This is a genomic window from Enterococcus sp. S53, from assembly GCF_016516865.1.
Classification (GTDB): Bacteria; Bacillota; Bacilli; order Lactobacillales; family Enterococcaceae; genus Enterococcus_D; species Enterococcus_D innesii.
This window is the reverse complement of sequence record NZ_JACVUH010000023.1, coordinates 19,356-31,923: the sequence shown is the minus strand read 5'-3', so window position 1 is coordinate 31,923 and position 12,568 is coordinate 19,356. Positions and strand designations below refer to the sequence as shown.

Genomic DNA, 12,568 nt, shown 5'->3' with positions numbered 1-12,568 from the left:
GTATTTGATGAAGTTGAATGATGTTTTGTATAGACGACAGTATAAAATAGTATTATCTTCTGATATTTCAAGCTTAGATTTGTCTTCTTTAAACAGTCTAGGAATCTGGAGTAATCCGAAAGATAAACATTATGTTTTGACATTGAAAAATAATGATGACCCTTACAAAGATCCTGCAGTATTTGAAGAGAAGTTTAAAGAAATTACAGGATTAGGTTCGAAAGATTTTAACTTAGAAACAAAAAATGGACCACTTACTTTACAAGGTGCTGTCGATTCTAGTTGGTTTTGAAAGCGTATAATTTTTAAGTGAATAGAATATAGGGTTTCAATTAAATTTATAATATCGGAGGGATTTTTTATGAAAGATATGAAAAAAATGGAAGAAATATTTCAATCAATGGACAAGAAAGACTTAATGAGTACTACGGGTGGAGCTAAAAGAAAAATTCCTGGATGGGTAAAACTTGCAGATGCTATTGGCGGCGCATTTAACGATGTTACCCGCAATATGGGATACTAAAAGATCTATAAAGAATATGACTATATCATCTGATATAGTCTTTTTTAATTTTTAAAATTCTATTGGAGGAAAAAGATGGAAAAAGTAGATATGTTTAGTAATGAGAATATAGAGTGCTTACTTGATAATATCAAGTTATCAGAAATAGGAATCGACCGTAAAAAAATAAAATCTGAACTTTTGAACCCGCAAGTTCAAAGTGAGATTCTAAAAGAGACAACGAATATTAAAATTAACGGTGCCATTCTAGTTAAAAATCAAGAGTCTAGGATTAATAAGGCAATTGAAAGTATTATCGATTTTTGCGATGAAGTTTATGTTTTTGATACAGGTTCGACTGATAAGACGATTGATACTGTTCGTAATGCTAATTATGATTCTGTAATTTTAAATGAAGTAGCATGGGAGGAAAATTATGCTTATATGAGAAATTATGTAGACGAAAATACACCGGAGGGATGGTTATTCATTATTGATTCTGATGAAGAACTCTTATCTTCCAGTATAAAGTCTCCTGAATTTTTAATTTTTGAATTGGCGGTATTATCTACTCTTATAAAAACAGATGATATAGCCATAAGGTTTAGACAAGTCTTTAATGAAGATAATGAGGTTAACTGGCCCACAAGATTGTACAAAAAAAGTGATACTGCTAGTTTTTTTGGATTTGTCCACGAAGAATTACGTTCCAAGAACGACATAACGTATATCCCAACAACTATAACTGTCATAAATCACGGAACACTTCCTGACGAGTTAGTAAAATTTGATAAGGAAAAACGTTATTATAATCTTCTCAGGAAGAATATTCTTATTGAGGAAAATAATATGCAATGGTATGCTTTGTTGCCTTTTGATCGTGTAATCAAAGAGGAAAAAAATTGGTTCGCTCAAAAATTAGAGTACTATGCAAATGAGATTTTAAATCGAAAAATAGAATCGGCCTTCAATGAGCGCTTATTAATAAGTTACATAAAATATTTGATGAGTGAATACCGATTAAATGAAGCTATTGAATTAGCTGATAAAGCTATTACTATGTATCCCGAAAATCCTGATTTTATCTATTTAAAGTACGTAAATAGGCTTAACATCATAGAAAAAGATCTCTTATATATGATTGAAGATTTTAGAGATGAAACAGATAAACTAAAGGATGTTAGGAATGGCAAAGAAGAATGGCTTGCATACAATGCATTAGAGCTATTGCCAGACGTAATGATAAAAATACTTACTAAAGCAGAATATTATGACTATGCTATGGAACTACTAAAGGATGTAAACGTTAAAGTAGGAAAACATAATTTGATTCAACCAGAAATTGACTTTTATAATAAGTACTTAAAAGAGAAATCAAAGCATTAATATTTATTGTTTGTGCTGTGTAATTCTTAAATATTCTAAGTTGATATAGTCAAAATGTTAGGAAGAGGAACGTGAAATTTAAATTAATAAAACAACAAGATGAAAAAGACTGTGGAGTGGCTTGCATTTCCATGGTTTTAAACTATTATAAGACAGAAGTGCCTACAGATGTATTAAGAACTTTCTCAGGGACAGATAACGAAGGAACGTCAGTTTATGGTTTGAAAAAATGTATTGAAAAATTTAATTTTGATTGTCAAGCTATCAGAACAAATTCTAGAGTATGGGACGAAAAAGAACTAGTGCTGCCCTTGATTGCTCACGTTTTAATTAATAATGAGTATTTTCATTATGTAGTCGTTTATAAAGTCCAGGGAGAAATATTGTACATTGCCGATCCTGATAAAGGGATGGTAAAAAAAACAGTTGAAGAGTTTGGGGAACAGTGGACGGGAGCATTATTATTGATGGCTCCAAATAAAAAGTACCGTCCCTCCGTCGAGAAAGTTAACGGTATTAGTACTTATTTACCAATCCTTTTGAATGAAAAAGGATTAATATTTAATATTGTGATAGCTTCATTCTTTATTACTTTATTTGGTCTTTTTAGTTCATATTATTTTCAAGGAATAATTGACTACTTCATTCCAAATAATATAGCGTCCACATTTAACATTATTTCTTTGGGGCTTATTTTTATTTATGTGTTCCAAGTTATTTTGGAGTATATTCGTGGATATTTGCTAACTATATTAGGGCAAAGAATGAGTATCTCAATCATGTTAAGCTATTTTAAACATGTACTTAATTTACCTCTATCTTTTTTCTCCACTAGAAAATCAGGCGAAATTATCTCTCGATTTCTTGATGCTAATAAAATAATTGATGCTTTAGCCAGCGCTACACTATCTATCTTTTTAGATGTTGGAATAGTCATAACAATTGGGATAACTTTGTTTATTCAAAATAAAGGTTTATTTTTTATTGCACTAGGAAGTATACCTTTTTATGGAGTAGCAATTCTGTCATTTGTTAAAATATTTGATCAATTGAATGAAGATGAAATGTCTGCAGGCGCGACAGTCAATGCAAGTATAATTGAAAGTTTAAAAGGTATCGAAACAATTAAAGCATATAATGGAGAACAAAAGGTATATGACAAAGTGGATCAGCAATTTACTAAGTGGATGAAGACATCTTTTAAATTTACCAATTTGGATAATTTACAGCAAAGTTTTAAGCATTTAATTCAATTAATAAGTACAATCCTCGTACTTTGGCTTGGTTCGTATTATGTTATGAATGGATCGATAACTTTAGGACAATTAATTACCTTTAATTCTTTGCTTATATTTTTTACTGAGCCATTACAAAGTATCATTAACTTACAAACAAAAATGCAAGCTGCTCAAGTTGCTAATCGTAGAATCAATGACATATTTGCTATTAAGACAGAAAAACAAGAGAATAGTAACATTAAAAATATTGATAGTTCAATATTCAAAAGCGGGATCACTATAAAAAATGTATCATTTTCCTACGGGTTAAAAGAACCAGTTTTAAAAAATATATCAACAGTTATAAACGCAGGAGAAAAAGTATCAATTGTCGGTGTTAGTGGATCTGGAAAGTCGACATTAGCTAAGTTAATGGTTAATTTCTATGCACCAATGGATGGAGAATTACTATATAAAAAAATAAATGTATTGGATATTGATCATGAGATTCTAAGAAATCATGTGACTTATGTTCCGCAAGAATCTTTCTTTTTTCATGGAACCATACTAGAAAATTTATTGTTCAGCTCTAATAAAGAAGTTACTTTCGAAAGAATAGTAGAAGTCTGTGAAGATGTACAAATATTAGATTTTGTGAATCTACAAGATCTACGCTTTGATATGATAGTGGAAGAAGGAGCAACTAATTTATCAGGAGGGCAAAAACAACGTTTGGCGATAGCAAGAGCTTTATTAAAAGATGCTGACATCTTGATTTTGGACGAAGCCACCAGTAGCCTAGATCCCATATCAGAGTATAACGTGTTGAGAAATTTAATGCAGCTATCCAATAAAACTATACTTTTTATTGCACATCATTTATCTATAGCTAAGGCAAGTGATAAAGTGTTAGTGCTAGATCAAGGTGAACTGGTGGAACAAGGATCGCACGCTGAACTATTGGAACAAAATGGGATGTATAGAAAATTGTGGGAAATAGATAACTAGAGGTGGAGATATGAATAATGAGTGGAAAAACACTTCAACAATTTACTTGCAACAGTATTCTCATTACTATCGATGGATACTATATCCACTGTCTATTTTTTTCTTGGGAGTACTTTTATTTCTTTTTTTTGGTTCTTCCGAACAAGTAGTTCATGGTAATGGAATGCTAAGCGCTGAAACTATAATTCCAATTCAAATTCCGGTTGAAGCATCTATCAAAGAAAATAATTTAAAAGAGAATTTAAAGGTAAATAAAGGTGATACTTTGATAGTGTTTGAAATGGATGATCTAGTAGAACAAAAGAATCAACTGGATAGTGAAATAAAAATACTTGATGAAAAAATAGAAAAAACAGATCTTCTTATAAAAAGTTTGCAAAAAGAAGAGAATCTATTTACAGAGGAAGATTCTTATGGATATTCGAATCAGGTTGAATCTTTTCTCAATGAAAAAGAACAAGTATTACAAACTGTACAACAACTTGAAAGTAATTATCAAAATACTAGTCAGATTGCAGAAAAAAATATCTATGAACTAAATAATCAGATACAAAAAAAACAAAATAAAATTAATGAAATGAAGGAAATAAGGATTTCTTGGAGTAAACAACAGATGATTTCAGGTTACAGTGATGAGTACATGTCAAAATACACATCATGGAAGAAACAAATAGATCAGGTGCAAGAAACTGAGAAAGACCGCATAAAATCAGATGTCTTGTCAGAAATAGATCAAACTATTATGCAACTAGATCAAATTATTGATCAATTATCATTACAAAAAGAAGCAATTGAGATACCTGTAGATCCTACATCAGAAGTCAATAGTCAGATAGCTGTTATTAATCAATTAAGGGAGCAAAAAATAGCCGATGCAAAAAATCACTCCAATGAAATGTCGATTGAAAAAAAGGAGAAAGCAATTACCTTAAAAAGTATTGAAAGAGAGCTAACAAGTCAATGTATCTTAGCTCCTGATCAAGGAACTATTCACTTAAAAGAATCTTATGAGAATACAAAAGATATTGCTAAAGGAAGCGTGGTAGCGGAGATTTATAAGAATGATAATCAGAATACGATGGTAGTAGATGCTCAGATCACTTCAGAAAAAATGACCGCAATAAAAGTTGGTATGCCAATCTCAATGAGATTAGATAGTAATGATGGAAGTAAGTATGTTTTAAAAGGAAAAGTAACAGATATCTCAACAACAAGTTCAATTACTGAAGTAGGTAATTTTTTTGCTGTTAAAGGTCAAGTGAAAATTCCTGTCAACAAACAAGAATTCTTACGCTATGGATTAACTGGTGATGTCTCATTTATAGTTGGGAAAAAAAGTTATTGGGATCAGATAATCGATTTTTTATTTTCTAACAACTAGTTTGTAGAAAATTTAGTGATAAGACAGCATGAAAATTTTTGGATAATAATCAAAAGGGTCAGAAACTTAAAAGTTTTTGACATTTACTTAAATTCGTTACATTTTCTTTTTAAATGGCAAATATTTTCCATATTCGGAAAGATTTTTTATATTCCGATTACTAAACTATCTCTCGCTACTTCTATAATAATTTGATCTAGCAGACTGATTCTCAAAGTATAATCGATCTGTGCAAATAAACGATTAATAAATTGAAAGTTACCTTTCGTAATGAAGCTGGTTTCTGGTTGGCCAAGACTGCGATCGATGTGAGACTTCAGTATTTTTAATTTACATTTCGCCCCTCGTGTATTAACTGAAAAATTTGACCTAGGGTTATTTTAAAAACCGTTTCCAGAGTCTGACGAAGTAATCAATCAAACATTTAACGATATAGAATAAAAAGAAATCAGTTTATCTTATGCGAGAGAATCTATGACACTTTTGAAAAATAATGGATTATTACCAATCAGTTTGACTGAAAAAAATTAGCGGTTATTGGTCATTTAGCAACATCAGTTCGAAGCCTCTTTGGTGGGTATTCTTATATGAGCGTTCTTGAGTTGGCAATGGGTGGTCGAAATTCAATGGCTGAGATTGAAACAGTTCAAGAAAAAGCATGGAAGTATCAAGAAAAAGAGAGTTATCCACGAAGTATTGTTGATATTGAGTTTCCTCATCTAGAAGAAGCAAACAAGTGTTATGGTCATTGTAACAACATTCTTGAAGAATTTAAGAAGCAATGTCCAGATGCTGAAATAAGCTATGCCTATGGCTTCCCCTATGTTGGTTCGAATGAAACAGGACATGATGATGCTTTGAATTTAGCTCAAGAATCAGATGTCACGATTGTCACAGTTGGTGGGAAATATGGTTGGGGAACATCCTGTAGTACAGGGGAAGGAATAGATTCGAGCAGTATCAATTTACCGCCTTGCCAAGAACGCTTCTTAGAGAAATTAGGAAAAGCAGTAATTGAGTTTATTGTTGTACATCTTGATGGTCGTCCATTTTCTAGTGACGCAGCTGATAAATACGCTTCAGCTATTATTGAAGCTTGGAATCCTGGTGAATTTGGTAGTCAAGCTATTGTGGAAACCGTTTTAGGTGTCAACAATCCTAGTGGCAAATTACCCGTTACGGTTGCTCACAGTTTGGCCCAAGCACCTTTTTACTATAATCATGGGCGTGGATCAAGTTATCATGTAGGAACCCAATCGCCATTCACTTCCTACGTTGATTTACCGTATACGCCAAGATATTATTTTGGACATGGATTATCTTATACTAGCTTTAAGTATAGCAATCTTTCACTGTCCAAAACGGAGTTAAATGGATCCGAAAAACTAAAGATTGGATTAACAATTGAGAATACTGGTGAAATCAAAGGGACAGAAGTTGTTCAACTGTATATGAGTGATCCCATTTCTACTGTTATTCGTCCGGAGAGAGAATTAGTTGGCTTTGGACGCATTGCTTTGGATCCTCTCAGGAGAGAAAGAAAATAATATTTGAGTGTCACTAAGTCAGTTAGCATTTCTTGATAGAGAAATGCGCTGGAAAGTTGAATCCGGAGTTATTAACATTATGTTAGGGAGTTCATGCAACGATATTCGTTTAAAAGATAAATTCACCATTAAATCTGATGAGTTTATTACTAGCGAAACACGAGAATTTTATTCATATGTGAATCATATATAGTACTAATAACCCTATGTCTACTTAGCAAAGATAGATATAGGGTTATTAATTTGCATTGGAATTTTATCTAGTATTAAGAATGATCTTAATGTACAACAAATTTAAAAACTTTTGCACCCCGTTTTATTACTCATTTTTTAGATTCCTCAGTAGGTCAATTAGTTAGGTCAGAAAGTTACTCTTTTAGAGGCCAACAGAGCTTAATTTAATGCATGTAAACCGGAAAATACACTATTAGTGCAATAAAAAAACTTTTTTATTATTGTCCGAATATTCAGGTGAGAGGTAAATATGCCAAATATCACTTATCAGAAAATGATACACAAATTAAAATGAATGCATATGATAAGCGTAGTACACATTACTCTTACAAAAATGTAACTGGATAAAAAATTAATTCGTGGAATAATATGGTTAAGTCCATGATTATAATAATTGTTATTTTGAAGATAACCACATATATTTCGTACTTAATACGATATAAAGGCGAGGAAGTAAATGAAAAAAATAACTAGAAATGAACTTGGAAGACACATGCTCTTCTTTGTAGGTAAAACCATTTTTTATTTCTGTATCATTTTGATGCTGATTTATCTTTATCATTATAAAAACGTGCAAGGTGGCACCTTTATCTATAATGAATTTTAGGAGGAATGTTCATGAACGTGGTAAATATTGTGCAAGCCATTGAAGAATGGGCACAAAAGGATCCAAAGAGGATTGCCTACCGAGAAGATGACCTAACATATACTTATGGACAATTAGCAGCTCGATCCGACCAATTAGCTGCCTATCTCGAGGAAACCCTGGAAACTCGCGGACCGATCGTGGTTTATGGCGAGTTAGAATTTGACATGCTAACAGCCTTTTTGGCAGCTTCCAAAACAGGTCGGGCATATATTCCGATTGAAAGTACCACGCCAAAAGAGCGTATTGAATTGATCCTCTCTGTGGCTACGCCAGATTTGATCATTAGCGTAGCTGACTGGCAAGGTCCGGAAACAATGATTCCAATGCTAGAAATAAATCAATTGGAAGAAATTTATCAAAGTGGGCGCAATTTAGGCAACACAAAAGCGCTAGGGAAGGATGATATTTATTACATCATCTTCACATCAGGAACGACCGGCATCCCTAAAGGAGTCCAGATTAGTCATGGGAATTTATTGAGTTTCGTGCAATGGACATTGAAGGATTTTTCCTTACGCGAAGGGATGAATTATTTGGCACAGGCACCGTATTCCTTTGATCTCTCTGTCATGGGGTTATACCCAGCATTGACTTCTGGCGGCTGTTTGGTGCCTTTAAAAAAGGCGGTCATTAATGACTTCAAAACATTGTTTGGAACCTTGCCGCAATTGGCTATCAATGTTTGGATCTCGACACCTTCATTTATGAAACTATGTTTGATGGAAGAGACCTTTGACGGGATGCACGTTCCTCAGTTGGAACGTTTCTTATTCTGTGGGGAAGAACTACCAAAAAAAACCGCTCAAGCACTGCTAGAACGTTTTACAAATGCAAAAATCTACAATACCTATGGACCTACTGAAGCGACTGTTGCCGTATCCGGAGTGCAAATCACTGAAGAATTACTGGAGCAATATGATCGAGTGCCAATTGGGTATGTGAAAGAAGATTCGACGGTTTTCTTTATGGAAGAAGATCAACTAGTTCCTAAAGGGCAAGTAGGTGAGATCATCATTAGTGGTCCTAGCGTGTCAAAAGGGTATCTGAACAATCCCGAGAAAACAAAAGAGGCATTTTTTGTCCATGAAGGGCAACCAGCGTATCGAACCGGTGATAGTGGCAGAGTGACGGAAGATGGTTTGTTGCATTATGAAGGACGACTTGATTTTCAAGTGAAGTTCCATGGGTATCGAATGGAATTAGAAGAGATCGACCATCATTTAAGCAATAGTTCGTGGGTCAAACAAGCCGTCGTAGTCCCTAAATATCAAGAAAAGAAAGTGGAACAGCTGATTGCTTATGTCGTTCCCGAAACGCACCCCTTCGAGAAAGAGTTTCAACTGACAAAAGTCATCAAATCTTCGCTGAGTGAAACGGTGATGGAGTATATGATCCCGCAGCGATTTATCTATGTTGAGCAGTTGCCTCATACGGCAAATGGCAAAATCGACCGCAAATGGCTGACAAATGAGGTGAATCCTTCATGAACCTGCAGCATATGATTCCTTATGCAAATCCCACCTATTTCATTTGGCTAATGGTAGGATTGCTTCCGATGATGCTTGTGCTGCTGTTCAAACAAAAGCGTTGGCAATGGTATCAAACGTTACTCACACTAGCGGTATTGTACGTAAGTTTTGGTGGTGAATATTGGCAGCAGGGGCTGGCGCTGATCGGGTACGTCGTATATCAGACACTACTCGTCTATGGCTATTATCAGCATCGCCAACGTGCAAATGCTTCAGGCGTCTTTTATGGTGCAGTGATAGCAGCGATTTTACCGTTGGCATTGAGCAAAGTCACCCCTTTCTTTGTTGGACATGCCTCACTGATTTATTTCTTGGGCATCTCTTATCTGACCTTTAAATCGGTACAAATGATTATGGAGATACGGGATGGACTGATCAAAGAATACCATCCTTGGCGTTATATCCAGTTTCTACTATACTTTCCAACGATTTCTTCGGGTCCGATCGATCGGTATCGCCGCTTTGAGAAGGATCTGCTGAATCCACCGACAAAAGAAGTGTATCTCGATTATTTAAACAAAGGAGTCGCCAAAATCATGCTAGGGCTCCTGTATAAGTTCATTCTTGGTTATTATCTCGGTCAAGTATTACTGCCGATCGTAACCAAAGAAGCCCTGCAAAATGGCTTGTTCTCTTGGGGGATGCTGGGTTATATGTATGTTTATAGTATGTATCTGTTCTTTGATTTTGCTGGCTATAGTTTGTTTGCGATTGGTGTCAGCAACTTCATGGGTTATGATACACCAACTAACTTCAATAAACCTTTTCTGGCGCCCAATATCAAAGAATTCTGGAATCGTTGGCACATGAGTCTGTCTTTTTGGTTCCGAGACTATGTGTACATGCGATTGATGTTCACACTGATCAAGAAGAAAGTTTTCAAAAGCCGTATCGTCGCATCCAATGTCGGCTATTTTGCCCTCTTTTTGTTAATGGGCATTTGGCATGGACTTACCTGGTATTACATTTTATACGGGGTATATCATGCGACATTGATTTGCGGAAATGATGCGTGGATCCGTTGGAAGAAAAAACAAGGAAATCTGCCATCGAACAACCTAACCAAAGCGGTGTCTACCGTATTGACCTTCCAAGCAGTTTGCTTTAGTTTTCTGATTTTCTCAGGAATCTTGGACAAATTATTCGTTAAATAAAAGGAGAAAAGAATATGACAACCAAAGAAGCAGTATTAGACATTTTAGAATCAGTTACAGGAAGTGATGAAGTAAAAGAAAACGAAACAATCGATCTTTTTGATGAAGGATTATTAGATTCATTAGGATCTGTTCAATTGCTGGTTGAACTAGAAGGGCAGTTAGGAATTGAATTTCCCGTATCGGAATTTGACCGGGAAGAGTGGAATACACCAGCAAAAATCATTGAGAAAGTCGACACGCTGCAAAGCCGATGATGAAAAAACGACTACTCACGGCTTTTGGACCGCTTCTTTGTGCGGGGATTCTTGTCGGGGTACTCTTCCTTGGCCCTTGGAAGATCAATAGCCACGATCCGAAAGTCATTGCTCAAGCGGCGACGGCAATGAATGATGCGGTGTTTCGCGGGGATTGTATCAAAAATGAGGCAATAGCAACAGGAAAATATGTCCCATTTTTTGGCTCATCCGAACTAAACCGTGTGAGTGCCACCCATCCTTCTGTATTGGCGCAGAAATATCAACGTTCTTATACGCCATTTTTGATTGGTGCACCTGGCACCCAGTCACTGACTCAGTATGCCATCATTCAATCAATGGCGAAAGAATTAGCAGGGAAAAAAGTAGTCTTCATCGTTTCCCCTCAATGGTTCGTCCCTAAAGGGTTGAAAGGAGATTATTTCAACCATCATTATTCCGAACAGCATGTGTACGATTGGCTCTCTTCGTTAAAGAAAGTCTCTGACACCGATCAATACTATGCCGAACGTCTCTTAGACTATTCGAAAGTGAAAGAAAATAGCTTGACGGAACAAGTCTTGAATGAAGTGAAATCCGGTAAGATACCGACTGATTGGCAGAAAAAACAGATTGATCTGCAACGATCCATTTTGAAACGGGAAGATGAGCTTTTTAGTGGTCTCGGGTTGGGGCACAATTTGACCGACAAAATCACTACTGCTGCAAAGAAATTACCTTCTACCTATAATCTCGCTCAAATAGAACAAGTAGCCGATAATGAAGGAAAAGCAGAAACGACTAATAATTCTTTAGGGATTAAGAATTCTTTTTACCAACATAATCTGCAAAGCCACATAGATAAAATGAAAGGCTCTCAAAAGAAATGGGATTATCGTTTTGGACCAGAATATAGCGACTTTCAACTAGTACTGACAGAATTTGCTCGCAACAATGTGGATGTCTTATTTGTGATTCCGCCCATCAATCAGAAATGGATGGATTATACCGGCTTGCCTCAGGAGGTGTTGTCCGGCTTTGACAAAAAGATCCGCTACCAGCTAAGAAGCCAGGGCTTCATGAATATCGCTGATTTATCAACGAAGGGCAATCAACCCTATTTCATGGAAGATACGATTCACTTAGGCTGGCGTGGCTGGCTGGCAGCAGATGAATACATTCAGCTATTCTTGGATTCCAAGGTCAAAGGGAAACAGTTGTATGAAATCAACCATTATTTTCTCTCCAAAAATTGGCAGCAAGAAGCACCAAAAGAAATTCAGGGGAAATGAAAAAAGAGGACTTTTGGAGAATAGGAATGCTGGAGGCTTCAATCAATTAGTAGACATAGGAAATTGTTAAGTGTTAAAGAGAGTGCATAAAATGATAATTTCTGCACTCTCCTTTTATATACAATAATTGAAATCGACTACTCTATTTTATGTCCATAGAATTGGAAATAGCTCATTTTATCTTGAAAAATTCTTTCATTAAGTAATAAACGTAAAAGTTTTTATCCTTTTGAGTTCGCTAGAAATATTTGAATTATATAGATGTCAGAAATCTATATTTTGGAAATTAAACCCGATGTTTTAATTTAGTAATTTAGATTGAACACTATTGAGTAAAGGTTTGAAGGTGTTTAGTAGCTAAGATACTCCTAATAGTAGCATGAGTATACAGGAAGAGCTTTTAACTTATTTATAGTAAGCTTTGTGTTAGAAT

General features: G+C 35.0%; 11 protein-coding genes and 2 pseudogenes. 12 read left to right on the top strand and 1 reads right to left on the bottom strand.

Annotated features, from left to right (window positions below; translation table 11 throughout):
* The 5 genes from IAE45_RS17330 to IAE45_RS17310 all read left to right on the top strand — a co-directional run.
* Positions 1-292 (top strand): hypothetical protein (locus IAE45_RS17330; RefSeq protein WP_233619157.1); only part of this gene is annotated, 292 nt, incomplete at its 5' end.
* 69 nt (positions 293-361) lie between these two features.
* The gene (locus tag IAE45_RS17325; protein ID WP_164888641.1) at positions 362-523 is read left to right on the top strand and encodes a hypothetical protein; all 162 of its coding nucleotides are present in this window, start codon (positions 362-364) and stop codon (positions 521-523) included.
* 75 nt (positions 524-598) lie between these two features.
* Positions 599-1,888, top strand: a complete 1,290-nt coding sequence (locus IAE45_RS17320; protein WP_081119565.1) for a glycosyltransferase family 2 protein — start codon at positions 599-601, stop codon at positions 1,886-1,888.
* 71 nt (positions 1,889-1,959) lie between these two features.
* The gene (locus IAE45_RS17315) at positions 1,960-4,113 is read left to right on the top strand and encodes a peptide cleavage/export ABC transporter (RefSeq protein WP_081119566.1); all 2,154 of its coding nucleotides are present in this window, start codon (positions 1,960-1,962) and stop codon (positions 4,111-4,113) included.
* A 10-nt stretch (positions 4,114-4,123) separates the two neighbouring features.
* Complete coding sequence (locus tag IAE45_RS17310; protein WP_081119567.1) at positions 4,124-5,494, top strand: bacteriocin secretion accessory protein; 1,371 nt, start codon at positions 4,124-4,126, stop codon at positions 5,492-5,494.
* A gap of 146 nt (positions 5,495-5,640) precedes the next feature.
* On the opposite strand, the pseudogene IAE45_RS19080 reads toward IAE45_RS17310, so the two are convergent.
* A pseudogene (locus tag IAE45_RS19080) lies at positions 5,641-5,766 on the bottom strand (AAA family ATPase); the annotation flags it as partial.
* Positions 5,767-6,027: 261 nt separating this feature from the next.
* Here IAE45_RS19080 and IAE45_RS17305 point away from each other — a divergent pair.
* The 7 genes and pseudogenes from IAE45_RS17305 to dltD form a co-directional block, all read left to right on the top strand.
* Positions 6,028-6,807: pseudogene (locus IAE45_RS17305) on the top strand (glycoside hydrolase family 3 protein); the annotation flags it as partial.
* A 39-nt stretch (positions 6,808-6,846) separates the two neighbouring features.
* Positions 6,847-7,041 (top strand): fibronectin type III-like domain-contianing protein, encoded by a 195-nt coding sequence (locus IAE45_RS19240; protein WP_267908069.1) that lies wholly within the window; start codon positions 6,847-6,849, stop codon positions 7,039-7,041.
* Between the two features lie 727 nt (positions 7,042-7,768).
* On the top strand, positions 7,769-7,882 hold the full coding sequence (locus IAE45_RS17300) for a teichoic acid D-Ala incorporation-associated protein DltX (RefSeq protein ID WP_411813656.1): 114 nt from the start codon (positions 7,769-7,771) through the stop codon (positions 7,880-7,882).
* An 11-nt stretch (positions 7,883-7,893) separates the two neighbouring features.
* Entirely contained in the window at positions 7,894-9,411 is a 1,518-nt protein-coding gene (gene dltA / locus IAE45_RS17295; RefSeq protein WP_081119569.1) for a D-alanine--poly(phosphoribitol) ligase subunit DltA, read from the top strand.
* Positions 9,408-10,607, top strand: a complete 1,200-nt coding sequence (gene dltB, locus IAE45_RS17290; RefSeq protein ID WP_081119570.1) for a D-alanyl-lipoteichoic acid biosynthesis protein DltB — start codon at positions 9,408-9,410, stop codon at positions 10,605-10,607. Before dltA ends, dltB begins: the two co-directional genes overlap by 4 nt.
* Before the next feature lie 14 nt (positions 10,608-10,621).
* Positions 10,622-10,864 (top strand): D-alanine--poly(phosphoribitol) ligase subunit DltC, encoded by a 243-nt coding sequence (dltC, locus tag IAE45_RS17285; protein ID WP_081119571.1) that lies wholly within the window; start codon positions 10,622-10,624, stop codon positions 10,862-10,864.
* Positions 10,861-12,135, top strand: coding sequence for a D-alanyl-lipoteichoic acid biosynthesis protein DltD (dltD, locus tag IAE45_RS17280; RefSeq protein ID WP_081119572.1), 1,275 nt, complete (start codon positions 10,861-10,863; stop codon positions 12,133-12,135). The genes dltC and dltD overlap by 4 nt, the downstream gene beginning before the upstream one ends.
* Positions 12,136-12,568: the final 433 nt, after the last annotated feature.

What these genes read in the sequence shown, in the direction of transcription:
- IAE45_RS17325 (WP_164888641.1), top strand. Translation starts at nt 362, where the DNA reads ATGAAAGATATGAAAAAAATGGAAGAAATATTTCAATCAATGGACAAG.
- IAE45_RS17320 (WP_081119565.1), top strand. Translation starts at nt 599, where the DNA reads ATGGAAAAAGTAGATATGTTTAGTAATGAGAATATAGAGTGCTTACTT.
- IAE45_RS17310 (WP_081119567.1), top strand. Translation starts at nt 4,124, where the DNA reads ATGAATAATGAGTGGAAAAACACTTCAACAATTTACTTGCAACAGTAT.
- IAE45_RS17300 (WP_411813656.1), top strand. Translation starts at nt 7,769, where the DNA reads ATGCTCTTCTTTGTAGGTAAAACCATTTTTTATTTCTGTATCATTTTG.
- dltA (WP_081119569.1), top strand. Translation starts at nt 7,894, where the DNA reads ATGAACGTGGTAAATATTGTGCAAGCCATTGAAGAATGGGCACAAAAG.
- dltB (WP_081119570.1), top strand. Translation starts at nt 9,408, where the DNA reads ATGAACCTGCAGCATATGATTCCTTATGCAAATCCCACCTATTTCATT.
- dltC (WP_081119571.1), top strand. Translation starts at nt 10,622, where the DNA reads ATGACAACCAAAGAAGCAGTATTAGACATTTTAGAATCAGTTACAGGA.
- dltD (WP_081119572.1), top strand. Translation starts at nt 10,861, where the DNA reads ATGATGAAAAAACGACTACTCACGGCTTTTGGACCGCTTCTTTGTGCG.